The organism is Rugamonas sp. DEMB1, assembly GCF_029834475.1.
GTDB classification, from domain to species: domain Bacteria; phylum Pseudomonadota; class Gammaproteobacteria; order Burkholderiales; family Burkholderiaceae_D; genus Rugamonas; species Rugamonas rubra.
This window is the reverse complement of the sequence record NZ_CP122407.1, coordinates 485,086-509,257: the sequence shown is the minus strand read 5'-3', so window position 1 is coordinate 509,257 and position 24,172 is coordinate 485,086. Positions and strand designations below refer to the sequence as shown.

General features: G+C 69.7%; 27 protein-coding genes and 2 pseudogenes. 14 read left to right on the top strand and 15 right to left on the bottom strand.

All coding sequences use genetic code 11. From position 1 onward, the window contains the following. The first annotated feature begins 115 nt into the window (after window positions 1-115). From QC826_RS02360 to QC826_RS02335, 6 genes are read left to right on the top strand one after another with little or no spacing between them, the layout of a single operon-like run. On the top strand, window positions 116-1,342 hold the full coding sequence (locus QC826_RS02360) for a type II secretion system F family protein (RefSeq protein ID WP_279764234.1): 1,227 nt from the start codon (window positions 116-118) through the stop codon (window positions 1,340-1,342). Further along, a complete protein-coding gene (locus QC826_RS02355; protein WP_279764233.1) occupies window positions 1,339-3,030 on the top strand; it encodes a GspE/PulE family protein in 1,692 nt (563 codons plus the stop codon). Before QC826_RS02360 ends, QC826_RS02355 begins: the two co-directional genes overlap by 4 nt. Next, window positions 3,017-3,967: a hypothetical protein gene (locus QC826_RS02350; protein ID WP_279764232.1), complete on the top strand. Its 951-nt coding sequence runs from the start codon at window positions 3,017-3,019 to the stop codon at window positions 3,965-3,967. Before QC826_RS02355 ends, QC826_RS02350 begins: the two co-directional genes overlap by 14 nt. After that, entirely contained in the window at window positions 3,964-4,599 is a 636-nt protein-coding gene (locus QC826_RS02345; protein ID WP_279764231.1) for a hypothetical protein, read from the top strand. Before QC826_RS02350 ends, QC826_RS02345 begins: the two co-directional genes overlap by 4 nt. Beyond that, window positions 4,587-5,195 (top strand): hypothetical protein, encoded by a 609-nt coding sequence (locus QC826_RS02340; protein ID WP_279764230.1) that lies wholly within the window; start codon window positions 4,587-4,589, stop codon window positions 5,193-5,195. The genes QC826_RS02345 and QC826_RS02340 overlap by 13 nt, the downstream gene beginning before the upstream one ends. Beyond that, window positions 5,192-5,770 (top strand): hypothetical protein, encoded by a 579-nt coding sequence (locus tag QC826_RS02335; RefSeq protein WP_279764229.1) that lies wholly within the window; start codon window positions 5,192-5,194, stop codon window positions 5,768-5,770. Before QC826_RS02340 ends, QC826_RS02335 begins: the two co-directional genes overlap by 4 nt. A gap of 65 nt (window positions 5,771-5,835) precedes the next feature. On the opposite strand, the gene QC826_RS02330 is transcribed toward QC826_RS02335, so the two are convergent. From QC826_RS02330 to QC826_RS02320, 3 genes are all read right to left on the bottom strand, one after another. Beyond that, entirely contained in the window at window positions 5,836-6,159 is a 324-nt protein-coding gene (locus tag QC826_RS02330) for a hypothetical protein (RefSeq protein ID WP_279764228.1), read from the bottom strand. A gap of 188 nt (window positions 6,160-6,347) precedes the next feature. After that, on the bottom strand, window positions 6,348-6,572 hold the full coding sequence (locus QC826_RS02325) for a hypothetical protein (protein ID WP_279764227.1): 225 nt from the start codon (window positions 6,570-6,572) through the stop codon (window positions 6,348-6,350). 30 nt (window positions 6,573-6,602) lie between these two features. Then, window positions 6,603-6,758, bottom strand: coding sequence for a hypothetical protein (locus QC826_RS02320; protein ID WP_279764226.1), 156 nt, complete (start codon window positions 6,756-6,758; stop codon window positions 6,603-6,605). 47 nt (window positions 6,759-6,805) lie between these two features. On the opposite strand from QC826_RS02320, the gene QC826_RS02315 reads away from it, so the two are divergent. From QC826_RS02315 to QC826_RS02290, 6 genes are all read left to right on the top strand, one after another. Further along, window positions 6,806-7,786, top strand: coding sequence for a type II secretion system protein GspD (locus QC826_RS02315; protein WP_279764225.1), 981 nt, complete (start codon window positions 6,806-6,808; stop codon window positions 7,784-7,786). Between the two features lie 2 nt (window positions 7,787-7,788). After that, the gene (locus tag QC826_RS02310; RefSeq protein ID WP_279766364.1) at window positions 7,789-8,295 is read left to right on the top strand and encodes a type II secretion system protein; all 507 of its coding nucleotides are present in this window, start codon (window positions 7,789-7,791) and stop codon (window positions 8,293-8,295) included. A 4-nt stretch (window positions 8,296-8,299) separates the two neighbouring features. Beyond that, window positions 8,300-8,686 (top strand): type II secretion system protein, encoded by a 387-nt coding sequence (locus QC826_RS02305; protein ID WP_093382368.1) that lies wholly within the window; start codon window positions 8,300-8,302, stop codon window positions 8,684-8,686. Continuing rightward, the gene (locus tag QC826_RS02300) at window positions 8,683-9,276 is read left to right on the top strand and encodes a type II secretion system protein (RefSeq protein WP_279764224.1); all 594 of its coding nucleotides are present in this window, start codon (window positions 8,683-8,685) and stop codon (window positions 9,274-9,276) included. Before QC826_RS02305 ends, QC826_RS02300 begins: the two co-directional genes overlap by 4 nt. Before the next feature lie 60 nt (window positions 9,277-9,336). After that, the gene (locus QC826_RS02295; protein WP_279764222.1) at window positions 9,337-10,560 is read left to right on the top strand and encodes a Xaa-Pro peptidase family protein; all 1,224 of its coding nucleotides are present in this window, start codon (window positions 9,337-9,339) and stop codon (window positions 10,558-10,560) included. Between the two features lie 236 nt (window positions 10,561-10,796). Next, window positions 10,797-11,273: a cache domain-containing protein gene (locus QC826_RS02290; protein WP_313872835.1), complete on the top strand. Its 477-nt coding sequence runs from the start codon at window positions 10,797-10,799 to the stop codon at window positions 11,271-11,273. Between the two features lie 71 nt (window positions 11,274-11,344). Here QC826_RS02290 and QC826_RS02285 read toward each other — a convergent pair whose 3' ends face one another. Continuing rightward, complete coding sequence (locus tag QC826_RS02285) at window positions 11,345-11,758, bottom strand: hypothetical protein (RefSeq protein ID WP_279766650.1); 414 nt, start codon at window positions 11,756-11,758, stop codon at window positions 11,345-11,347. Here QC826_RS02285 and QC826_RS31150 point away from each other — a divergent pair. Then, window positions 11,745-12,035: pseudogene (locus tag QC826_RS31150) on the top strand (methyl-accepting chemotaxis protein); the annotation flags it as partial. The gene QC826_RS02285 and the pseudogene QC826_RS31150 overlap by 14 nt on opposite strands. Before the next feature lie 208 nt (window positions 12,036-12,243). Then, window positions 12,244-12,984, top strand: coding sequence for a methyl-accepting chemotaxis protein (locus QC826_RS02280; protein ID WP_313872834.1), 741 nt, complete (start codon window positions 12,244-12,246; stop codon window positions 12,982-12,984). A gap of 23 nt (window positions 12,985-13,007) precedes the next feature. On the opposite strand, the gene QC826_RS02275 is transcribed toward QC826_RS02280, so the two are convergent. The 11 genes and pseudogenes from QC826_RS02275 to paaI all read right to left on the bottom strand — a co-directional run bounded on the left by QC826_RS02275 (window position 13,008) and on the right by paaI (window position 24,169). Beyond that, window positions 13,008-13,466 (bottom strand): hypothetical protein, encoded by a 459-nt coding sequence (locus tag QC826_RS02275; protein WP_279764221.1) that lies wholly within the window; start codon window positions 13,464-13,466, stop codon window positions 13,008-13,010. A 162-nt stretch (window positions 13,467-13,628) separates the two neighbouring features. After that, the gene (paaZ, locus tag QC826_RS02270) at window positions 13,629-15,680 is read right to left on the bottom strand and encodes a phenylacetic acid degradation bifunctional protein PaaZ (RefSeq protein WP_279764220.1); all 2,052 of its coding nucleotides are present in this window, start codon (window positions 15,678-15,680) and stop codon (window positions 13,629-13,631) included. A 47-nt stretch (window positions 15,681-15,727) separates the two neighbouring features. Then, window positions 15,728-16,339, bottom strand: a complete 612-nt coding sequence (locus QC826_RS02265; RefSeq protein ID WP_279764219.1) for a phenylacetic acid degradation protein PaaY — start codon at window positions 16,337-16,339, stop codon at window positions 15,728-15,730. A gap of 20 nt (window positions 16,340-16,359) precedes the next feature. After that, window positions 16,360-17,062 (bottom strand): annotated as a pseudogene (locus QC826_RS02260) (ABC transporter ATP-binding protein). Between the two features lie 29 nt (window positions 17,063-17,091). Beyond that, complete coding sequence (locus QC826_RS02255) at window positions 17,092-17,847, bottom strand: ABC transporter ATP-binding protein (protein WP_279764218.1); 756 nt, start codon at window positions 17,845-17,847, stop codon at window positions 17,092-17,094. 1 nt (window position 17,848) lies between these two features. Beyond that, on the bottom strand, window positions 17,849-18,871 hold the full coding sequence (locus QC826_RS02250; RefSeq protein ID WP_279764217.1) for a branched-chain amino acid ABC transporter permease: 1,023 nt from the start codon (window positions 18,869-18,871) through the stop codon (window positions 17,849-17,851). Then, window positions 18,868-19,743 carry a branched-chain amino acid ABC transporter permease gene (locus tag QC826_RS02245; protein WP_279764216.1) on the bottom strand — a complete coding sequence of 292 codons (876 nt, stop codon included), beginning with the start codon at window positions 19,741-19,743 and terminating at the stop codon, window positions 18,868-18,870. The genes QC826_RS02250 and QC826_RS02245 overlap by 4 nt, the downstream gene beginning before the upstream one ends. Before the next feature lie 91 nt (window positions 19,744-19,834). Beyond that, on the bottom strand, window positions 19,835-20,986 hold the full coding sequence (locus tag QC826_RS02240; protein WP_279764215.1) for an ABC transporter substrate-binding protein: 1,152 nt from the start codon (window positions 20,984-20,986) through the stop codon (window positions 19,835-19,837). Window positions 20,987-21,152: 166 nt separating this feature from the next. After that, a complete protein-coding gene (gene pcaF / locus QC826_RS02235) occupies window positions 21,153-22,358 on the bottom strand; it encodes a 3-oxoadipyl-CoA thiolase (protein WP_279764214.1) in 1,206 nt (401 codons plus the stop codon). A 9-nt stretch (window positions 22,359-22,367) separates the two neighbouring features. After that, window positions 22,368-23,696, bottom strand: coding sequence for a phenylacetate--CoA ligase PaaK (gene paaK / locus QC826_RS02230; RefSeq protein WP_279764213.1), 1,329 nt, complete (start codon window positions 23,694-23,696; stop codon window positions 22,368-22,370). A gap of 74 nt (window positions 23,697-23,770) precedes the next feature. Next, entirely contained in the window at window positions 23,771-24,169 is a 399-nt protein-coding gene (gene paaI / locus QC826_RS02225) for a hydroxyphenylacetyl-CoA thioesterase PaaI (protein ID WP_245774053.1), read from the bottom strand. Between the last annotated feature and the right edge of the window lie 3 nt (window positions 24,170-24,172).

Below are 24,172 nucleotides of genomic sequence, written 5' to 3'. Positions count from 1 at the left end.
CGACTGTTCTGCATTTTTTCCGATTGCGATCGACCGATGCGTACACAGATTTCGTCCCAGCCCGCCGCCCGCCCCGCCACCCAAACGCGCGCGGGGTGGCGCGCCTGAGGCCGCGATGCGCTTCCATCTGCAGGTACAGGGCGGCGCCGGCGCGCGCAGCGTGGCGGTCGACGCCGCCAGCGAGGCCGAGGCGATCCGCCAGGCCGCGCGCAACGGCTGGCGCGTGCTCTCCATCGCCGGCGCGCCGGCCGGCACCGGCACCGGCACCGGCACCGCTGCCGGCACGGCCGGCGTCGCCGCCGCCGCGCGCGGCCGCCAACCCTTCCCGCTGCTGCAATTCAGCCAGGAGCTGCTGGCCCTGCTCGAGGCCGGCCTGAACCTGGGCGAGGCCATGGCCACGCTGCACAACAAGGAGGGCCGCGCCGGCGCCCGCGCCACCTTGGCGGCGATCCGCCTGGCGCTGCAGCAGGGCCAGAGCTTCTCCGACACGCTGGCCGGCTTCCCGGCCGTGTTCCCCGACCTCTACGTCGCCACCGTGCATGCCGCCGAACGCTCCGGCAACCTGCCCGAGGCGCTGGCCCGCTTCGTCGCCTACCAGTTGCAGTTCGACGCGATCCGCAAGAAGCTGGTGTCGGCGGCGATCTACCCGACCATGCTGCTGGCCGTCGGCACCCTGGTCACCCTGTTCCTGCTCGGCTACGTGGTGCCCAAGTTCAGCGTGGTCTACGAAAGCTCGGGCCGCGAGATCCCCTGGCTGTCGCAGATGCTGCTGGCCTTCGGCCAGTCGCTGGCGGCGCACCCCTGGCTGTGCCTGGCCGCGCTGGGCGGCGCGGTCGCCGCGCTGGTGCTCGGCCTGGGCAACGCCGCGCTGCGCGCCCGCCTGGTGCTGGCCGTGCTGCGCCTGCCGCTGCTGGCGGCCAAGGCCGCCGAGTTCCGCCTGGCGCGGCTGTACCGCGCCCTCAGCCTGCTGCTGCACGCCGGCATACCGCTGTCGAAGGCGCTGGCGATGAGCGGCGCCATGCTGCTGCCGCAGCAGCGCGAGCAGCTGCTGCGCGCCCGCCGCGCCGTCGAGCAGGGCCTGCCCTTCTCCGCCGCGCTGGAGCAGAACGGCCTGGCCACGCCGGTGGCGCAGTCGCTGCTCCGGGTCGGCGAGAACACCGGCCGGCTGGGCGACATGCTGGAGCGCTCGGCCAAGTTCCACGACGAGGAGTTCGCCCGCTGGGTCGACTGGGCCTCGCGCCTGCTCGAGCCGTTGCTGATGACCTTGATCGGCGTGGTGATCGGCGGCGTCGTGGTATTGATGTACATGCCGATCTTCGAGCTGGCCGGGAGCCTGTCGTGAACGCGCGCGAACCGGCCGTGCTCGGCGCCGGGCTGCTGCACGCGGCGCGCGCCGCCGCCCAGGCGCAGGGCCGGCCGCAGCTGACCATTTTGCAGGAGCTGGCCGGCCTGACGCCGGAGGAGTTCACCCGCCAGTTGGCCGCGCTGTTCTGCTACCCGGCCTGGAACATGGCGCGCCTGCAGGCGGCCCGTCCGGCCTTCGAGCTGCTGCCCTACACCGACTGCGCCCAGCACGACTGCGTGCTGCTGCACTGCCCGCAAGCGGGCGCCCCGGTGCTGGTGGTCGCCGACCCCTTCGCCGACGACCTGCTGCAATGGGCCGACTACGCCGCCGGCACCGCCGGCGCCACCTTTAGCGTGGCGCTGGCCCACGCCGACGACCTGGCCGCCTACCTGGCGCAGCTGGAGAGCGTGCAGCAGGCCATGCAGGACATGGCCGACGACGACGGCGCGGCGGGCGCCAACGCAGAGCAGAACGTCGAGGACATCTCGTTGATCCGCATCAGCGAGGACAGCAGCCCGGTGGTCAAGCTGGTCAACTCGACCATCTACGACGCGCTCAAGTTCCAGGCCTCCGACATCCACCTCGAATGCGACGTCGCCAGCCTGGTCATCAAGTACCGCGTCGACGGCGTGCTGGTGCAGGCCGGCCAGGTGCAGGGCCTGCAAATGGCCGAGCAGGTCATCTCGCGCATCAAGGTGCTGGCCGACCTCGACATCGCCGAGCGCCGCGTGCCCCAGGACGGCCGCTTCAAGGTGCGCGTCAAGGGCAGCGAGATCGACTTCCGCGTCTCCATCATGCCCAACATCTTCGGCGAGGACGCCGTGCTGCGCCTGCTCGACCGGCGCGCCCTGACCGAGGCGGCCGCCGCGCTGCGGCTGGAGAGCCTGGGCCTGAACGCCGACGCCATCGTGCACATCCGCCGGCTGGCCGCCAAGCCGCACGGCATGCTGCTGGTGACCGGGCCGACCGGCTCGGGCAAGACCACCACGCTGTACGCCGCCATCACCGAGATCAACACCGGCCGCGACAAGATCGTCACCATCGACGGACCGGTCGAATACCGCCTGCCGCGCGTGCTGCAGATCCCCGTCAACGAGAAGAAGGGGCTGACCTTCGCCCGTGGCCTGCGCTCGATCCTGCGGCACGACCCGGACAAGATCATGATCGGCGAGATCCGCGACGACGAGACGGCGCAGATCGCCGTGCAGGCCTCGCTGACCGGCCACCTGGTGTTCACCACCGTGCACGCCAACAACGTGTTCGACGTGGTCGGCCGCTTCCTGCACATGGGCGTGGACCCGTACAGCTTCGCGGCGGCGCTCAACGGCATCGTCGCGCAGCGCCTGCTGCGGCTCAACTGCGAACACTGCGCCATGGACGTGGCGCCGGACGCGCAGGAGCTGCGCGACAGCGGCCTGACGGCGCCGCAGGTGGCCGGCTGGCGCTTCATGGCCGGCGCCGGCTGCGGCCACTGCCGGGGCACCGGCTACAAGGGCCGCAAGGCGGTGGCCGAGGTGTTGATCCTGAACGACGCCATGCGCGAGATGATCTGCACCCGCGCGCCGGTCAGCCGCATGAAGGAGGAGGCCGCCGGCATGGGCTTCCGCCTGGCGCGCGAGGCCGCGCTGGACCTGGTGCGGCTGGGCGAAACCACCTTGACGGAGCTGAACCGTGTCACTTATTGATCATTTTGCCCACCTCGCGCCGACCACCCTGTGCCTGCACCTGGGGCCGCAACAGCTGCTGGCGCTGCCGCGCCGGGGCCGCCGGCCCGACCCGGCCGGCGCGCAGCGCCTGGCCTACGCCAGGCCGGACGGCCACTGGCAGAGCGCGCTCGACGCGCTGCGCGAATATCTCGCCCGGCCGCACCTGAGCGGCACGGCTGCGGAAGCGGCCGCGCCTTCGATTCCGTCCGGGACTGCGGGGTCGGCTGCGGCTGTGGCCGCCGGTTCGGCTTCGACCGGGGCCACCGGCGGCACTCGGGCTGCGGCTGCGGCCGACGCGCGCTTGGCCAAGGCGCCGTTGGAGATCAGCCTGGCCGGACGCTGGTGCCAGATGACGCTGGCGCCGTGGAGCGAGGCCCTGCTGGCCGAACCCGGCGCGGCGCGCTTCCTGCAAAACCAGTTGGCCGCCGTGTACGGCGACGCCGCGCGCGGCTGGAGCCTGTGCGCCGACGACGCCCCCTACGGCCAACCGCGCCTGGTCTGCGGCATCGACGCGGCGCTGCTGCAAGGCCTGCGCCAATTGGCCGAGGAACAGGGCCGGCGCTGCCGCGTGGTCGAACCGCTGCTGGGCGCCGTGTGGCGCGCGCTGGCGCCGGCCAAGCCGCAGGCCTTCGCCGTGGTCGAAGCGGGCCGCATGACGCTGGCCGCGCTGGCGCGCGGCGGCATCGCGGCGATCCAAACGCAGCCCTGCGGCGCCGGCTGGCACGCCGAGCTGGCGCAGGCATGGCAGCGCTGGACGCTGCGCGCGCCCGAGCTGGCCGGCATCGCCGAGGTGCTGGTGGTCGACATGAGCGGTACGGCGCAAGCGCAGGAGCTGTTGGCGCCGCAGTTCAAGCTGGTGGCCGGCCCCTACGGCTCGCTCGCCGGCCCGCCTGCCACGCTGCTGGAGGCGGCATGAGCGAGCTGAGCGAACTGAACAAACTGGGCGGCAGCACCGGGCGGCGCGGCGACAGCCGGCTCAACTTCATCCGCCGGCCCGGCGGCGCGGCCACGCGCGGCTGGCGCCTGGCGCTGCTGGCGCTGGGCCTGGCCGCGCTGCTGCCGGCCGGCGCCAACTGGCTGGCCCAGTGGCAGGACGTGCGGCGGCTGGAGGCGCAACTGGCGCAGGCACAACCGCGCCCGGTCGTGCGCGCCGCGCTCGACCCTGCCCGCCAACGCGAGCTGGACCTGCAACTGAAAGCCATCGCCGAGGCGGTGCGCCAACTCAACCTGCCGGTGGCGCGCCTGATCAAAACGCTGCAGGCGCCGCGCGACATCCGCGTCGCCCTGCTGTCGCTGGACCTGAACGGCCAACCCGAGCTGGAGCAGACCGAGGCCGGCGGCACCGTCGCCAAGGGCACGGCGGACAAGCCGGCCGGCGCACTGAAAATAGGCGCCGAGGCGGAGACGGCGCAGGACATGATCAACTACCTGGCCTTCCTCAACGAGCAGCCGCTGTTCAAATCGGTCTATCTGGTCAAGCACGAGATGAGCGCGACGACGGTGGAGCACGCCTATCGATTCCAACTGGAGGCCCAATGGCGGCAATGAACCCGCGCCCGGCGCCATCCCTGCGCCTGCCCGCCAACCTGGCGCCGCGCCTGCTGTGGCAGGCCAAACGCATGGCGCGCCAACTCGGCGCCGGAGTGCTGGCCGGCACCACCGCGCTGGCGCTGGCGGCGCTGGCGCTGTGGCACGGCGCCGCTCTGGAACAGCACAAACTGACGCTGGCGCGGCAACTGGAGCGGGCCGCGCGCGCCGCCGCCCAACCGGCCGCGCCGGCATCGCTGGTCGCCGACGACGCCGGCGCCGTGGCCGCCTTCCAAGCCTATCTGCCGGCGCACGACATGATCCCCGACCAGTTGAAGGAGCTGGTCGACCTGGCCCGGGCCAACGGCGTCACCCTGGCCAAGGCCGACTACAAGGCGCAGGCCGAGCCGCGCGGCGGCTTCACCCGCTACCAGATCACGCTGCCGATCAAGGCAGACTACGCCAGGGTGCAGGCCTTCATCCTGGCCGCGCTGCAGACGCTGCCGACGCTGACGCTGGACTCGGTGGCCTTGCGCCGCGAGCAGATCGAGGCCGGCGAGGTCGAGGCGCGCATCCAGTTCCAGCTGCTGGTGCGCCAGCGCGGCGGGCGGCCATGAGAAAGCTGCTGATCGCCGCAGCCGGCGCCACGCTGCTGGCCGCCTACTTCGCGCCCGACCAGGACGGCGGCGTGGTCGGCCCGGCCGGCGCCAGCACGCGCGAGCGCCCCGCCGTCGCGCCGGCCGCCGCGCCGGTGCTGCCGGCCACGCCGCTGATTCCGGCGGCCCAGGCTGACGCCGCCAACACGCTGCGCATCCAGCCGCGCCAGCACAACGGCAACGGCGACGGCGACGGCGACGACGAGCTCGGCAACGTCTTCGCCAAACAAAGCTGGCAGCCGGAGGCACCGAGGAAACCCATGCCGGCGCAGCAGGAGCCGGCACCAGCCACAGCGCCGTCCAAGTCGGCCGGGCCGGCCGGCGCGCCGCCGCTGCCCTTCCTGTTCATGGGCCGCTTCGTCGACGATGGCAAGGCCGCCTTCTTCCTACAACTGGACGGCCGCAACATCGTCGCCCACGCCGGCGACAAGATCGACGACAGCTATGTGCTCGACAGCGTCGGCGCCGACGCCCTGCACTTCATCTATTTGCCACTCAATCAAAAACAATCACTGGTCGTAGGGGACACGAATTGAACAACACCACCACCGGCCTGCCGAAATTCCTGCCGACGTTGCGCGCAACGCTGCTGCCCACGCTGCTACTGACACTGCTGCTGGCGGCCTGCGCCGGCAGCCAGACCTTCAAGGAGGGCAACGCCCTGCTCGACGCCGGCCAGATCGAGCCGGGCCTGGCCAAGCTGGAGCAGGCGGCGCGCGACGATCCGCACAACGCCGAGTTCCGCATCGTTCTGCTGAACCGCAAGCTGCGCCTGGTCCACGCGATGAACACGCGCGCCGACGCGCTGCGCATGAAGGGCGACCTGGCCGCCGCCGAGCAGGCCTATAACCAGGCGCTGACCATCGACGCCAACAACGCCGTGGCGCGCCAGGGGCTGGAGGCGCTGGCGCAGGACCGCCGCCACCAGCAGGCGCTGGCCGCCGCCGAGGCCCTGCTCGGGCGGGGCGGCGAGGCCAACCTCGGCCAGGCGCAGGAGCTGCTGCGGCCGGTGCTGCTGGAACGCCCCGACCAGCGCGACGCGCTGCGCCTGAAGACGCGGCTGAACGACGCCATGGGTCGGCTGCGCCCGGCCGGCGGCCGGCTTGCGGCGGCCTACCGCAAGCCGGTCACGCTGGAGTTCCGCGACGCGCCGCTGCGCGCCGTGTTCGACTTCATCAGCAAGGTGTCGGGCCTGAACTTCGTCTTCGACCGCGAGGTCGATCCCAACATCCGCGCCACCATCTCAGTGCGCGACACCAGCATCGAGGATGCCATCGGCATGCTGCTGGGCGCCAACCAGCTGGAGCAGACCGTCACCGGCGAACGCTCGGTCACCATCTACCCCAACACGCCGCAGAAGGTGAAGGACTACCAGCAGCTGCTGGTGCGCAGCTTCTTCCTCACCAACGGCGACGTCAAGACCGTGGCCTTCTCGTTGAAGACCCTGCTCAAGGCGCGCGACCTGGTGACGGACGAGCGCACCGGCATCATCATCATGCGCGACACGCCGGCGATGATCCGCATGGCCGAGCGCATCATCGCCGTGCAGGGACCTGGCCGACCCGGAGGTGATGCTGGAGGTCGAGGTGCTGGAGGTGAAGCGCTCGCGCATCCAGGAGGTCGGCATAGAGTGGCCGGACAGCGCCACCCTGAGCCTGGGCGGCGCCGCCAACTCGCAGAACGGCCTGTACGTGAACGACCTGCGCCACATCAACGGCCAAAACATCAAGCTGGGCCTGGGGCCGGTGGTGCTGAAGGCCGGCCTGACCGACAGCGACAGCAAACTGTTGGCCAATCCGCGCATCCGCGTGCGCAACAAGGACAAGGCCAAGGTGCTGATCGGCGACCGGGTGCCGGTCATCACCGTCACCACCAACAACGGCGTCAGCTCGGACAGCGTCAACTACGTCGACGTCGGCCTCAAGCTCGACGTCGAACCGAACGTCTACCTGGACGACGAGGTGGCCATCAAAATCAACCTGGAGGTCAGCAATGTGATCAAGGTGGTGACCAGCAAATCCGGCACCCAGGCCTACCAGATCGGCACGCGCAGCGCCACCACCACGCTGCGCCTGAAGGACGGCGAGACCCAGGTGCTGGCCGGCCTGATCAGCGACGAGGACCGCGCCTCCGGCAACCGCGTGCCCGGCGTCGGCGAGCTGCCGGTGCTGGACCGCCTGTTCGGCAGCCACAAGGACGACAGCCTGCGCAGCGAGATCGTGCTGTCGATCACGCCGCGCGTGCTGCGCGCCATCCGCCGCCCCGAGCTGAGCGCCGCCGAGTTCAACTCCGGCACCGAGAGCGACATCGGCGGGCGCGGTCCGCTGCTGGCCGGCGTCGGCCCCGCCGCGCCGGCCCTGCCCGAGGCGCCGCAGGAAAGCGGTGGATCGCCGATGACCGGCGGCGGCAACGCCATGACCGGCGGCGACGCCGACGGCGCGCCCGTCGCGCCGCCCGCCCCCGCCCCCGCGCAGGCGGCCGAGCCGCCGCCGACCACCAGCCGGACCAAGCCTGGCGCCACGCCCAACAACACGCCGAAGAAGGGCCAGTGACCATGGCCAGCCCGAGCCGGCGCCGGCGCGCCTCCGGCTTCACCTTCATCGAGCTGATGATCACCCTGGCAATCATGGGCACGCTGGCGATGGTGGCCGTGCCGATGACCCAGGTGGCGCTGCAGCGCGCCAAGGAGCACCAGCTGCGCGACGCGCTGATCGAGCTGCGCGAGGCGATCGACGCCTACAAGCGGGCCGCCGACGCCGGCCGCATCAAGCTGGCCATCGGCGACTCCGGCTTTCCCAAGAAGCTCGACGACCTGGTGCGCGGCGTGCCGGACGAGCGCAGCCCGCGCAAGCAAAACATCTACTTCCTGCGCCGCCTGCCGCGCGACCCCTTCGCCAGCAATAACGCCACCAGCGCCGACGGCGACGGCGCGGCGGCCGGCTGGGCGCTGCGCAGCTACAACTCGCCGCCCGACAATCCCAGCGAGGGCGACGACGTGTTCGACATCGCCTCGCGCTCGCCCAAGGTGGGCTTGAACGGCGTGCCGCTGCGGCTATGGTGAATGCATGGTGAATCCAACTCACAAGCGCGGCGGCTTCACGCTGATCGAGCTGCTGGTGGTGCTGGCCATCATTTCGCTGCTGCTGACCATCGCGCTGCCGCGCTACTTCGGCTCGGTGGAAAAGTCCAAGGAGGTTGCGCTGCGCGAGAACCTGCAGGTGCTGCGCAGCGGTATCGACAAATACTACGCCGACAAGGGCGAGTACCCGGCAGCGCTGGCCGACCTGGTGACGCAGCGCTACTTCCGCAGCGTACCGCTGGACCCTGTGACGGAATCGGCCGCCACCTGGCAGCTGCTGCCCTCGCAGGACGCCGACAAACCCGGCGTGGCCGACATCCGCAGCGGCGCCAAGGGCCGCACGCGCGAGGGCGTGCCCTTCGGCCAGCTATGAGCGGCCTGCCCGTGCGCGTGCGCGTGCCCGCGCGGCGGCGCGCGGCGGCGCGGCCGGCCGCGCGCGGCTTCGCCTACCTGTGGACGCTGCTGCTGGTGGCCTTCATGGGCGTCGGCCTGGTGGTCACCTCCGGCCTGTTCGCCACGGCGGCGCGGCGCGACAAGGAGCGCGAGCTGATCTTCATCGGCCACGAGTTCCGCGCCGCCATCGAGCGCTACCACAACGCCGGCGGCAACGGCGCCATCAACGGCCAGAACCAATACCCGCTGCGGCTGGAGGGCCTGCTCAAGGACCCGCGCTTCGCCAACCCACGGCGCCACCTGCGCCGCCTGTACGCCGACCCGATCAGCGGCAAGGCCGAATGGGGCCTGGTGCTGCAGCAGGGCCGCATCGTCGGCGTGCATTCGCTGTCGGCGAAGACCCCGCTAAAGCAGGACAACTTCGACCAGGACGACGCCGCCCTGCGCCGCAAGGCGCGCTACGCCGACTGGTTGTTCACCTACCCGGCCGACCTGTTCACGCCGGCCAAGGACGGCGAAAAAATCACCCTGGGCGGCGCGCCGGCCGCCGTGCCGGCGCGACAAAACTGATATCATCGGCGGCGGCGCGGACGTGGAGCCGCGCCGCCACGCAAACCATCAGGAGACAATATGAGCATAGGCGGCAGCAGCATCGAACAAGCATTGGCCACCCTGTCCGACATGACCGCCGGCGCGGTCGCCATCGGCAAGGCGGAACACCTGCAACGCATCGGGAAGGCCCAGGCCTTCATGCGCGACCAGGGCATCGCGGCGATCTACCTGAACGCCGGCTCCAACCTGCTGTACTTCACCGGCACGCGCTGGTATCCGAGCGAGCGCATGGTCGGCGCCATCCTGCCGGCCAGCGGCGCGGTGGAATACATCGCCCCGGCCTTCGAGGAAAGCACGCTGAAGGACTTCATGCTGGTCGAGGGCGCGGTCAACTGCTGGAACGAGCACGAGAGCCCCTACCAGTTGTTCGTCGATGTGCTGGGCCGCATGGGCGTGGCGCCGGACGCGGCGCGGCCGCCGCGCGTCGGCATCTGCGAGAGCGCCGCCTTCTTCATCTACGACGGCATCCGCCCGCTGGCGGCCGGCTACGCGCTGGAGAACGCGCGCGGCGTGACGGCGCACTGCCGCACGCGCAAATCGGCCGCCGAGATCGCGCTGATGCAGCGCGCCAAGGACATGACGCTGGCCGTCCACGTCGCCACCGCGTCCATGCTGCGCGAGGGGATCAGCACCACCGAGGTGGAGGAGTTCATCGCCCGCGCCCACCGCAAGGTCGGCGCGCCGGGCTCCTACTTCGTCATCGTGCTGTTCGGCGAGGCCACCGCCTACCCGCACGGCGTCAGCTACGTGCAGACCCTCAAGCCGGGCGACACGGTGTTGATCGACACCGGCTGCAAGCTGCACAACTACATCTCCGACATCACCCGCACCTACGTCTTCGGCACGCCGAGCGAGCGCCAGCGCAGCGTGTGGAACAGCGAGAAGGCGGCGCAGGCGGCGGCCTTCGCGGCGGCCCAGCTGGGCGTGCCCTGCGAGGAGGTCGACCGCGCCGCGCGCCGCTCGCTCGAGGCCGACGGCTTCGGCCCCGGCTACAAGCTGCCCGGCCTGCCGCACCGCACCGGCCACGGCATCGGCCTCGACATCCACGAGTGGCCCTACCTGGTCGGCGGCGACACGACCCCGCTGGCGCCCGGCATGTGCTTCTCCAACGAGCCGATGATCTGCATCCCCGGCGAGTTCGGCGTGCGCCACGAGGACCACTTCTACATGACCGAGAGCGGCCCACGGTGGTTCACCGAGCCGGCCCACAGCATCGACGATCCCTTCGGCCTGCGCAAATAATTCGGCACCGCCTGCCGCGGCCGGCTTCTCCGTATCAAATCGCAAGCGGCGCGGCGGCCCGCCGCGCCGTTGCAAAAAGCCGCGCGCCGGGATGAAATTGCCCTTGCGCACTAGCACGGGAGGGCGCAACGCGCTAGTATCCAAGGTGTCGGCCGCGCGCATGGCCGACACACCCAACGGGTATGCATGCTCCGTCCAAGCCCGGGTGTCCCTGCCAATTTGAAAGAGACCTCATCATGCACAAGATGTTTTCCCTCGCCGGCCGCAGCATCGCCCTGACCGCCCTCTCCGCCACCCTGCTGCTGCCCGCCGCCTTCGCGGCGGACGGCGGCGCCTCCCGCACCGACGCCGAAGCCATGGTCAAGAAGGGCGTGGCCTTCATCAAGGCCAGCGGCGACCAGGCCGGCTACGCCGCCATCACCGGCAAGGACGCCAAGTTCATCGACCGCGACCTGTACCTGGTGGTGTACAAGCTCGACGGCACCGTCGCCGCCCACGGCGCCAACCCCAAGATGGTCGGCAAGAACCTGATCGAGCTGAAGGACATCGACGGCAAGGCCTTCGTCAAGGAGCGCGTCGATATGGGCAAGGCCAAGCCGCACTTCTGGCAGGACTACAAGTTCACCAATCCGGAAACCAAGAAGATCGAACCGAAGCAGATGTACTGCGAGCGGCTCAACGAAACCGTGGTCTGCGGCGGCATCTACCTGTAAGCGCCGGCGGCGCGCCGAGCGGCGCGCATCCCGCCCGCAGACAGACCGGCGGTCCCTCCAATTCACGGTCATCATATGAAAATAGCCCACAAGATCCTCATCGTCCCGGCGGCGGCCTTCGGCTGCCTGCTGTTGATGGGGCTGCTCTCCTTCTTCTCCATGCGGCAGAACGAGGCGCGCATGCACGACCTCAAGGAGAACACCTTCGCCGCCTTCCGCGCCGCCAGCCAGCAAACCATCGCCATCGGCCAGTTGCACGCCGAGGTGTACGCCAAGATGGCCATCGCCGCCAGCCTGTCGGAGCAGGACATGAAGGCCTTCGGCGAGAAGGTCAACCAGGAGGTCGCCCAGGTCAACAAGGAGGTGCAGCGCCTGCAGTCCAACCCGGAGGCGGCCGAACTGGCGCGCCAGGTGCCGCCGCTGCTGGAGAAGTACCGCAGCGGCGTGGCGCAGGCGCTCGACCTGGCCTCGATGGACCCGAACACCGGCGTCGCCGCCATGCAGGGCGCCGGCGACAGCTACAAGCAGCTGCGCGCCCTGCTGGCCGGCGTGCTGGCCCGGCTCGACGCCCACACCAACGAGTCGCTGCTCGACACCAAGAGCGCCAACGGCCGCGCCATGTGGGCCAGCCTGTTCACCATGCTGGCCGGCGTGGCGGTGCTGTCGGCCATTTCGCTGTGGTTGGCGCGCGCCGTGGTCACGCCGATCGGCGCGGCCTGCGCGGCGGCCGAGCAGCTCGCCTCGGGCGACCTGACCACCCGCATCGAGGTGCGCAACGACGACGAGATCGGCAAGCTGTCGGCCGCGCTGGCCACGCTGGTGGCCAACTGGCGCGCCCTGCTGGGCGACATCCGCGTCGCCGGCAGCACCATCACCGCCGAGGCGCGCGACATCGCCCAGGGCAACGCCGACCTGTCGGCGCGCACCGAGTCGCAGGCCAGCTCGCTGGAGCAGACCGCCGCCTCGATGCATGAGCCTGACCAACACCGTGCGCGAGAACGCCGACCACGCGCGCCAGGCCAACCAGCTGGTGCTGTCGGCCTCCGACGTGGCGCTCAAGGGCGGCCAGGTGGTCAGCCAGGTGGTGCACACCATGGCCTCGATCAAGGAGAGCTCGAACCGCATCGTCGACATCATCGGGGTGATCGACTCGATCGCCTTCCAGACGAATATTCTGGCCTTGAACGCGGCGGTGGAGGCGGCCCGCGCCGGCGAACAGGGACGCGGCTTCGCCGTGGTCGCCACCGAGGTGCGCAACCTGGCGCAGCGCTCGGCCACGGCGGCGCGCGAGATCAAGGGGCTGATCGCCGATTCGGTGGAGAAGGTGGAAACCGGCAGCCGGCTGGCCGACGACGCCGGCCAGACCATGGGCCACATCGTCGAGTCGGTCAAGCGCGTCACCGACATCATGGGCGACATCACGCTGGCCAGCCAGAAGCAGAGCGCCGGCATCGACGAGGTCAACTCGGCGATCACCGAGATGGACGACATGACGCAGCGCAACGCGGCGCTGGTGGAGCAGTCGGCGGCGGCGGCGCAGAGCATGCAGGACCAGGCGGTCGAGCTGCTGCGCGCGGTCAGCAATTTCCGTCTGGACGAGCATGCGGCGCAGGCCCCGGCCGCGCCGACCAGCCTGGCCGGCCTGCCCGCCGGGCGGCGCAAGGTGGCAACCGCCGCGCCGGAACGCCTGACGGCGAACCAACACGGCTAGCCTGCCAGGTGCGGTCGGCGCGCTTAGGCGGCTTGGCGCGCCGGGCGCGCCGGCCCAGCCCAGTTCTGCCGGGCGCCGACGGCGAAACCCAGCCCGGCGACAAACCAAACCAGCGAGCCGACCACGTCGAAGGTGTCCAACAACTGCGGCATGTTCCAGGCGTAGGGCAGCAGCGCCAAGCCGCGCAGCAGGCCGATCGCGGCGATCGCCACCAGCGCGGTCCGCAGCAGCGGCAGGCGCGCCATCCGGCCCATGGCGGACCAGGCGTACAGCGCGCAGATGAACATCAGGCCGCCGATAAGCACGGCGCAGGTCGGCGCCGGCCAGGTGCCGGCGCGGGCCGACTCCACCACGAACTTGGGCGCGCGCAGCCAGGCGTACCAGTCCGGGCCGAGCAGCGGCGAGATCCAGTGGATGACGGCGCCGAACAGCGAAATGGCGGCGCCGGTCAACAGCGCGGTTTGTTTGGCTTGCTCGTTCAAATATAGTCTTTCCAGAGGAGGGGGAAAAGCGCCTTGAACGCCCGCCGCTGCCCCAAGGCGCATGCACCGGGGTCTGACCCCGTACGGGGTCAGACCCCTTCGCACTTGGGGTAGGCCTTTGTGCCGGCGCGCGGCTAGCTTAGCACGCCCCGCGCGGCCGCATCAGCCGCGCTTCATCACCAGGGTCAGGATGTCGTAGCTGGCCACCAGCTCGTCGTTCTGGTTGGTCACCTGCACGTCCCACGCCACCACGCCCTGGCCGACGCCCTTGTCGTCGACGCGGTTGCGGTCGACCTTGCGCTTGCAGGTCAGGCGGGCGCGGATGGTGTCGCCGATCGCCACCGGCGTGATGAAGCGCAGGTTGTCCAGACCGTAGTTGGCCAGCACCGGACCCGGCGCCGGCGAAACGAACAGCCCGGCCGCCGCCGACAACACGAAGTAGCCGTGCGCGATGCGCTTGCCGAACTGGGTGTCCTTGGCGGCGATGTCGTCGAAGTGCATGTAGAAGTAGTCGCCGGAGACGCCGCCGAAGTTGACGATGTCGGCCTCGGTCACGGTGCGGCGGTGGGTCAACAGCGAGTCGCCCATCTTCAGCTCCTCGAAGTACTTGCGGAACGGGTGCAGCGGGCTTTCCTGCACGGCGGCGCCGCGCACGTATTCGCCGGTGACGGCGGCCAGCATGGTCGGCGAGCCCTGGATGGCGGCGCGCTGCAGGAAATGGCGCACCGCGCGGATGCCGCCCAGCTCCTCGCCGCCGCCGGCGCGGCCCGGGCCGCCGTGCTTGAGCTGCGGCAGCGGCGAGCCGTGGCCGGTCGAGTCGACCGAGGCCTCGCGCTCGAGGATCAGCACGCGGCCGTGCGAGGCGGCGGCGATCGGCACGGCGCGCGCGGCGATCAGCGGGTCCTTGGTCACCAAGGTGCTGACCAGGCTGCCCTTGCCGCGCGCGGCCAGGGCCAGCGCCTCGTCCATGTCGCCGTAGCTGATGATGGTGCTGACCGGGCCGAAGGCCTCGACGTCGTGCACGGCGTCGTTGCGCATGCCGTCGCGGCACAGCAGCAGCGTCGGCGCGAAGAAGCAGCCGTCGGCCACGCCCTCGCCGACCGGCTTGAAGCCGTCGGCCGCGCCGAACAGCACCTCGTTGCCGCGCGACAGAAGCGCCACGCGCTCGGCCACGTCGCGCTGCTGGTCCTTGGAGGCCAGCGCGCCCATGCGCACGCCCTCGACCGACGGGTCGCCCACGCTGACCTTGGCCAGGCGCTCGCGCAGGCGCGTGCCGACCGCGTCGACATGCTGCTGCGGCACGATGATGCGGCGGATCGCCGTGCACTTCTGGCCGGCCTTGCCGGTCATCTCGCGCGCCACCTCCTTGATGAACAGCTCGAACTCGACGTCGTCGGGCGACACGTCCGGCGCCAAAATGGCGCAGTTGAGCGAGTCCGCCTCGGCCGTGAAGGGCACCGAGTTGGCGATCAGGTTGCGGTTGGTGCGCAGCTTGGCGGCGGTGTCGGCCGAGCCGGTGAAGGTGACCACGTCGGCGCCCGTCAGGCGGTCGAGCAGGTCGCCGGTGGAGCCGATCACCAGTTGCAGGCTGCCCTCGGGCAGCAGGCCGGACTCGTGCATCATGCGCACCACCGCCTCGGTCAGGTAGCTGGTGGCGGTGGCCGGCTTGCCGATGCAGGGCATGGCGGCCAGGAAGCTGGGGGCGAACTTCTCCAGCAGGCCCCAGATGGGGAAGTTGAAGGCGTTGATGTGCACCGCCAGGCCGCCGCGCGGCACCAGGATGTGGGTGCCGGAGAAGCCGCCGTTTTTACCCAGCGCGATGGCCGGGCCCTCGTGCAGCACGTTCGACGAGGGCAGCTCGCGGCTGCCCATGCTGGCGTAGGCGAACAGGGTGCCGGTGCCGCCCTCGATGTCGACCCAGCTGTCGGCGCGGGTGGCGCCGCTCAGGTGCGAAATGGCGTACAGCTCCTCCTTGCGGCTGGCCAGGTACAGCGCCAGCGCCTTCAAGCGCGCCGCGCGCTGCTGGAAGTCGAGCGCCATCAGGCCGGGCACGCCGGTCTTGCGGGCGTAGGTGACGGCCTCGTCGAAGTCGATCTTCTCGGCGTGGGTGTGGTAGATCAGCGAGTTGTTCAGCGCGCTGTGCAGCGGCACGGACGCCTCGGCGCCGAGCCAGCGGCCGCCGATCCAGCTTTGCAGGGTTGCTACTGTAGCCATCTGATGTTCTCCGGAATAGGGATTGAATAAGTTGATAATGTCGGGGGTCAGGCGGACGCGTTTTTGTGCAGGTGCAGCGGCAGCGCGCTGTCCCAGTCGATGCGCTTGCGGTCCGACTCCACTTCGCTCAGGGCCTCGACCAGGCGCATGGTTTGCATCGAGCGGATCGCCAGCTCCTGGTATTGGCCGGTGCCGGCGCTCTTCCATTTGATCTCTTCGTCGCTCAGCGCGCGCAGCACGCGGGCCGGCGAGCCGACCGCCATGCTGCGCGGCGGGATCACCATGCCGGCCTTGACGAAGCTCATCGCGGCGACGATGCTGTTTTCGCCGACGACGGCGTTGTCCATCACCACCGCGTTCATGCCGACCAGGGCGTTGCGGCCGATGCGGCAGCCGTGCAGCACGGCGCCGTGGCCGATGTGGCCGTCCACCTCGACCACCGTGTCGCAGCCGGGGAAGCCGTGCATGACGCAGGTGTCCTGCAGGTTCGAGCCCTCCTCCATGATCAGGCGGCCGAAGTCGCCGCGCAGCGCGGCCAGCGGGCCGATGTAGCAGCGCGGGCCGACGATGACGTCGCCGATCAGCACCGCGCTCGGGTGCACGTAGGCGCTGGGGTGGACGACCGGCGTGACGCCGTTGATCTCATAAACTTTTACCATGCTCGTTTCCTCGTTTTCGCTCACATGCCCAGGTAGGCGCTCTGCACTTGTTCGTTGTCCAGCAGCTCGGGGCCGGGGCCGGACAGCGTGATGGCGCCCGTCTCGATGACGTAGCCGACGTCGGCGATCGACAGCGCGGCGCGGGCGTTCTGCTCGACCAGGAAGATGGTGATGCCCTGGTCGCGCAGGCTTTTGACGATACGGAAAATCTCGGCGATCAGCAAGGGCGCCAGGCCCATGCTCGGCTCGTCGAGCAGCAGCAGCTTGGGCCGGCCCATCAGCGCGCGCGCCATCGCCAACATCTGCTGCTGGCCGCCGGACAGGGTGCCGGCCAACAGCAGGCGCTTCTCCTTGAGGATGGGGAACAGCTGGTACATGCGTTCCATGTCGCCGGCCAGGTTCCTCCTTGGGCCGGGTGAAGGCGCCCAGGCGCAGATTGTCCTCGACCGACATGGGGCCGAACACTTGGCGCCCCTCGGGCACTTGGCAGATGCCGGCGCGCACGCGGCGGTCGGCGCTGACGCGGGCGATCTCTTCGCCGCCGAAGCGGATGCCGCCGCCGCTGATCGGCTGCACGCCGGAGATGGCGCGCAGCAGCGTGGTCTTGCCGGCGCCGTTGGCGCCGACCAGGGCGACCAGCTGGCCCTGGCCGATTTCCAGGTCGATGCCGTGCAGCGCCTGGATGCGGCCGTAGTGGCTGGTCAGTCCTTCAATGGCCAGCAGCGGCCGGATAATCGGGTTCACGTCCATCTTCATGCCGCCACTCCCAAATAGGCCGCCACCACGTCCGGGTTGGCGCGCACTTCGGCGGCGCTCCCTTCGGCCAGCTTTTTGCCGTAGTCCAGCACCAGGATATGGTCGGACAGGTTCATCACCAGTTTCATGTCGTGCTCGACCAGCACCACCGTCACGCCGGACTGCGCCACCTTGCGGATCAGCGCCTCGATCTCGCCGGTCTCGGTGTGGTTCAGGCCGGCGGCCGGTTCGTCCAGCAGCAGCACCTTGGGCCGCGCCGCCAGGGCGCGGGCGATCTCCAGCCGCTTCAGGGCGCCGTAGGGCATCTGGCTGGCCTCGGCGTCGATGTAGCGGCCGACGCCGACGAAATCCATCAACTGCGCCGCCTCGTCGCGGCAGGCCACGTCGGCGCGGCGCAGCGAGGGCAGGCGCAGCATGGCGGCGAACAGGCTCTGGTTCAGCCGCAGGTGGGCGCCGACCATCACGTTGTCGAGCGCCGTCATGTTCATGCACACCTGCAGATTCTGGAAGGTGCGGCTCATGCCTCGGCGCGCCAGCGCGTCCGGCGACAGGCCGGCGACGTTCTCGCCGCGCAGGACGACCTGGCCGGCGCTGGGCGTGTAGACGCCGGTGATCAGGTTGAACAGCGTGGTCTTGCCGGCGCCGTTCGGTCCGATCACCGAGTGGATGGCGCCCTCCTTGATGGAGAAGCTGACGTCCTGCACGGCGTGCACGCCGCCGAAGCTCTTGCTCAGGTTTTGTATGGTCAGCATGTCAGCTCCCTTGCTTGGCGCTGGTTGCGGCCTTGGCCGCGACCTTGTCCACTGCGGCGTGCGCCGGCTCGGCCGCCTTGTGCTTGTGGCGGCGCTGCGCCAGGCTGGGCACCAGGCCGCGCGGCATGAAGATCATGGTGGCCATCAGGATCACGCCGAACACCACCGTCTCCCAACCCTCGAAGCTCGACAGCAGTTGCGGCAGGATGGTCAGCAGCGCGGCGCCGACAATAGAGCCGAACACCGAGGCCATGCCGCCCACCACCACCATGGTCACCAGCTCGATCGAGTGGAAGAAGCCGGCCAGGTTGGGCGTGATGAAGCCGATGTAGTGGGCGCTGATGCTGCCGGCGATGCTGGCCACCACGGCCGACAGCACGAACACCTTGACCTTGAAGCGGGTGGTGTCGATGCCGGCGACGCGCGAGGCGACCTCGGAGCCGTGGATGGCTTGCAGCGCGCGGCCGGCCGGCGAGTCGATCAGGTTCAGAGCGAACCAGGTGAACAGCAGCAGCAGGGCGGCGCAGACGGCGTACCAGGACTTCTCGCCGCCGATCTCCAAGCCCAGCAGCGCGAAGGCGGGAACGGCGATGCCGTCCGGGCCGCCGGTCCACTGCGTCTCGTTGTTGATGACGATGGAGATGATGATGCCCAGCCCCAGCGTGGCCATGGCGAGCGTGTGGCCCTTCAGCTTGAGCACGGGACGCGCCAGCAGCAGCGCCAGCAGGCCGGTGGCGACGGCGCCCGCCGCCAGCGCGGCCAGCGGCGGCCAGTTGTAGTGGGTGGTCAGCACGGCCGAGGCGTAGGCGCCCAGGCCGTAGAAGCCGGCGTGGCCCAGGCTGATCTGGCCGGTGTAGCCCATCAGCAGATTGAGGCCGATCACCACCACGGCGTTCAGCGCGATGCGGATCGCCACGTCGTAGTAGAAGGCGTTGGGCAGCACCAGCGGCAGCGCCGCCAGCACCAGCGCCAACACCAGCAGGCCGCGATTGCGCTCGAACAGCGCTTTCAACACGCCGCTCATACACGCTCCGATACTTTGGCGCCGAACAGGCCGCGCGGTAGGAAGAACAGGATCAGCAGGATCAGCACGAAAGGCACGGCGTCCTTGTAGGCCGACGAGATGTAACCGGCCGTCATGGCCTCGGCGATGCCGAGGATCAGGCCGCCGGCCACCGCGCCCAGGCCGCCGCCAAGGCCGCCCAGCACGGCGGCGACGAAGCCCTTCAGGCCCAGCATGATGCCGGCGTCGTAGGAGGTGTAGGTGATCGGCGCCACCAGGATGCCGCCGACGGCGCCCAGCAGGGCCGCCAGGCCGAAGGAGAACAACAGCACGCGGCGCGTGTTGATGCCGACCAGGCGCGCCGCCAGCTTGTTGTGCGAGGTGGCCAGCATCGCCTTGCCGAGCAAGGTGCGGCCGAAGAACCAGCCGAGCGCGCCGACGATGGCCAGGGTGACGCCGAGCACCCACAGGCTTTGCGGCAGCAGGCTGGCGCCGAAGACGACGATCGGCGTGTCGCCCGAGAAGGCCGGCAGCGAATGGGTCGCCTTGCCCAGCCAGATCTGCACCAGGCCGCGCACCACCAGCGAGGCGCCGATGGTGATGATGATCAGCGTGACCACCTGGGCGTTCTGCGCCGGTTCGATGACCAGCTTTTCCATCAGCAGGCCGACCAGGCCGGTGAGCACGACGGCGACCACGATGGCCAGCGGCAGCGGCACGCCGGCCGAGGCCATGATGGCGGCCAGCATCCCGCCCAGCATGATGAACTCGCCCTGGGCGAAGTTGATCACGCCGCTGGTGTTGTAGATGATGGTGAAGCCGAGCGCGGCCAGCGCGTAGGCCGCGCCGACCGTCATGCCGGAAAAGAGGAACTGCAAAAATTGGGCAAACATGGGTGTCTCCGTCTTAGTTCTGAGGTGCGCGGGTCGGTCGACCCGGGGCGCGCCGGCTGCTCTTGCGGCAACCTGCGGCGCGCCGCGCTAATTACTTGAGCAACTGCCAGTCGCCGCTTTTGACTTCGACCATGCGGAAGGCCGACAGGTCGAGCCCCATATGGTTGGTCGGCGACATATTGAACACGCCGGTGGTGCCGACGAAGCCCTTGGTGGTTTCCAGCGCGGTGCGCACCTTCTCCTTGTCGGTGGAGCCGGCGCGCTTGATTGCGTCGACCGACAGGTTCAGCGCGTCCAGCGCGTAGCCGCCGAAGGTCGACGGGTCGATCTTGTAGCGCTCCTTGTAGGCCTTGTCGTAGCCGACCACGATGGTCTTTTGCGCGTCGGCCGCCGGCAGCATGGCGCCGATCAGCAGCGCCGGCGTCGGCAGGCGCACGCCCTCGGCCGCCTTGCCGGACAGCTTGATGTACTCGTCCGAGGCGACGCCGTGCGACTGGTACATCGGCAGAGCGGTCATGCCCAGCTGGCCGTAGTTCTTGGTCACCACCGCCGGGCCCTGGCCCAGGCCGAAGACGAACACCGCCTGCACGCCGGCGGCGCCCTTGATGCGGGTCAGCTGGGCGGTGATGTCGGTGTCCTTCGGTCCGTAGGTCTCGTCGGCCACCAGGGTGATGCCGTACTTGGCCGCCACCGTCTGCGATTCCTTGCGGCCGGACGAGCCGAAGCCGCTGGTCTCGGACAGCATGCCGACCTTGCTGATGCCGCGCTTCTTCATGTCCTCGAAGACCTTCTCGGCGGCCATGCGGTCGGTGTGCGGCGTCTTGAACACCCATTTTTTCACCGGGTCGATGATCACCACCGCGCCGGCCAGCGAGATGAAGGGCAGGCCGGCCTTGTCGACCAGCGGCGCCATCGCCATGGTCGCGCCGGTGGTGGTGCCGCCGATCAGCACGTCGACCTTGTCGGACTCGATCAAGCGCTTGGTGAAGCCGTTGGCCTTGGCGGCGTCGCTGCCGTCGTCGTAGTGGACCAGTTCGAGCTTGCGGCCCAACACGCCGCCCTCGGCGTTGATCTTCTCGATGTACATCTGCAGCGTTTTCAGCTCCGGGTCGCCCAAAAAGGCGGCCGGGCCGGAGACGGACAAGACCGAACCGATCTTGATGTTCTCGACGGCGAAGGCGGATTGCGCCAGCAGCGCGAGCGCGGCGGCGATGACGGACTTCTTGACGACTTTCGACAGCATGCTTGTCTCCCAGATTGATATCATTTTTATGGATGCTTCTGTTAAGGCGCCAGCGACGCCAACAAACCCCAGCGGCAACGAGCCAGGGTCAGACTCCCCGCCTTGGCGCTAGGGTCTGACCCTAGATTTACGCCGCTGGGTTCGTTCGACCAGCCGGCATGCTACTTCAGACCCGCTCGATGACCAGCGCGATGCCCTGACCGACGCCGATGCACATGGTGCACAGGCCGTAGCGTCCGCCGGTGCGCTCCAACTGGTTGAGCGCGGCCAGCACCAGCCGCGCGCCGGAGGCGCCCAGCGGGTGGCCGATGGCGATGGCGCCGCCGTTCGGGTTGACCTGCGGCGCGTCGTCGGCCAGGCCGAGGTCGCGCGTCACCGCAAGGCCCTGGGCGGCGAAGGCCTCGTTGAGTTCGATCACGTCCATCTGTTCGATGGTCAGGCCGGTCAGCGCCAGCACCTTCTTGCTGGCCGGCGACGGGCCGAAGCCCATGATGCGCGGCGCCAGGCCGGCGGTGGCCATGCCCAGCACGCGGGCGCGCTTCTTCAAACCAAAGCGCTCGGCGGCGGCGGCCGACGCCAGCAGGATGGCGCAGGCGCCGTCGTTGACGCCGGAGGCGTTGCCGGCGGTGACGCTGCCGTCCGGCCGCACCACGCCCTTCAGCTTGGCCAGCATTTCGATGGTGGTGTCGGGACGTGGATGCTCGTCGGTGTCGACGATCTTCGGTTCGCCCTTCTTCTGCGCCAGCACCACCGGCACGATCTCCTGGGCGAACACGCCGGCGGCGTGGGCGGCGGCCCAGCGCTGCTGGCTGCGCACGGCGAAGGCGTCCTGGTCGGCGCGGCTGACGGCGAACTGCTCGGCCACGTTCTCGGCCGTCTCGGGCATGCTGTCGATGCCGTACTTGGCCTTCATCAGCGGGTTGACGAAGCGCCAGCCGATGGTGGTGTCCTCGATCTTGGCGGCGCGCGAGTAGGCGCTGTCGGCCTTGCCCATGACGAAGGGGGCGCGGCTCATGCTCTCGACGCCGCCGGCGATGACCAGCTGCGCCTCGCCCGCCTTGATGGCGCGCGCGGCCATGCCGACCGCGTCCAGGCTGGAGCCGCACAGGCGGTTGACGGTGCTGGCCGGCACCTCGACCGGCAGGCCGGCCAGCAGCGCGGCCATGCGGCCGACGTTGCGGTTGTCCTCGCCGGCCTGGTTGGCGCAGCCGTAGAAGACGTCGTCGACCGTGGTCCAGTCGACGCCGGGGTTGCGCGCGATGAGGGCGGCGATGGGCAGCGCCGCCAGGTCGTCGGCGCGCACGGTGGCCAGCGCGCCGCCGTAGCGGCCGAAGGGGGTGCGTACCGCGTCACAGATAAATGCGTCGTTCACATCAGCTCCTTAGTTCGGGGTTCTTGGTCGCTTGTCGACCACGCGCTTGGCCTTGCCGGTGAGCGTGCGTTCGATGCTGTTGGCCGCCAGCAGGCGCACCTTGGTGGTGACGCCGACGTGGGTCTTGATATGGTGCTCGAGCTCGCGCGCCAGGGCGTCGGTCTCGAAGTCGGTCAGGCGGCCGGAGATGTCGGCGCGCAGTTCGCCGATCACGTCGAGCTTGTCGAGGTGGCCCTCGCGCGAGACCACCAGCTGGTAGTGCGGCGCCAGCTTGGGCATCTTCAGGATCAGCTCCTCGATCTGGCTGGGGAAGACGTTGACGCCACGGATGATCAGCATGTCGTCGGAACGGCCGGTGATCTTGTCGATGCGGCGCATCGAGCGCGAGGTGGCCGGCAGCAGCCGCGTCAGGTCGCGCGTGCGGTAGCGGATGATCGGCAGCGCCTCCTTGGTCAGCGAGGTGAACACCAGCTCGCCCTCGGCGCCGTCGGGCAGCACCTCGCCGGTCTCGGGGTCGATGATCTCGGGGTAGAAATGGTCCTCCCAGATGACCGGGCCGTCCTTGCTCTCGATGCACTCGCTGGCCACGCCGGGGCCCATCACCTCGGACAGGCCGTAGATGTCGACCGCGTCGATGCCGGCGCGGCTCTCGATCTCGCCGCGCATGGCGCCGGTCCACGGCTCGGCGCCGAAGATGCCGACCTTGAGCGAGCTTTCCGCCGGGTCGATGCCCTGGCGCTGGAATTCCTCGATGATGTTCAACATGTACGAGGGCGTGACCATGATGATGTCCGGCTTGAAGTCGCAGATCAGCTGCACCTGCTTCTCGGTCTGGCCGCCCGACATCGGCACCACGGTGCAACCCAGGCGCTCGGCGCCGTAGTGGGCGCCCATGCCGCCGGTGAACAGGCCGTAGCCGTAGGCGATGTGCACCATGTCGCCGGCGCGGCCGCCGGCGGCGCGGATCGAGCGGGCCACCACGTTGGCCCAGGTGTCGATGTCCTTCAGGGTGTAGCCGACCACGGTCGGCTTGCCGGTGGTGCCGCTCGAGGCGTGGATGCGGGCGATGCGCTCGCGCGGCACGGCGAACATGCCGAAGGGGTAGTTCTCGCGCAGCTCCTTCTTGCCGGTGAAGGGGAACTTGGCCAGGTCGGCCAGCGTCTTCAGGTCGTCGGGGTGGACGCCGGCCGCGTCGAAGGCGGCGCGGTAGTGCGGCACGTTGTCGTAGGCGTGCTGCAGCGACCATTTCATCCGTTGCAGTTGCAGCGCTTGCAGCTCGTCCTTGCTGGCGCGCTCGATCGGCTCCAGGTCGGCTGGAGCGGGGGTACGTTGGACCATCGGTGTCTCCTTGATTTTTTGTGCTGGTACTGATACTGGTTCGGGTCGGGGCGCGCGGCCGCGCAGCCGCGCGGTCAGGCCGGCGCGGTGGTCGGCACCACCTCGCCGTTGACGCGGTGCGATTTGCCGCGGAACAGCGCGATGAGGCGGCCGTCCTGGTTGCTGACCCGGATGTCGTAGATGCCGCTCTTGCCGGCCAGCGCCTGCTCCTGCGCTTCCGCGCACAGCGTGTCGTGCTGCCGGCCGGGGGCCAGGTAGTCGATCGTGCAGCCGGCGCCAACCGTGTTTTGGTTGTGGCTGTTGCACGCGAACGCGAAGGCGCTGTCCGCCAACGCGAAGATAAAGCCGCCGTGGCAGGTCTGGTGCCCGTTCAGCATGTCCTCTCGCACCGGCATGCTCATGCGCGCATAGCCGGGGCGTATTTCATCCAATGTCATGCCCAGCGCCTGGCTGGCGCGGTCGCGCGCGAACATGGC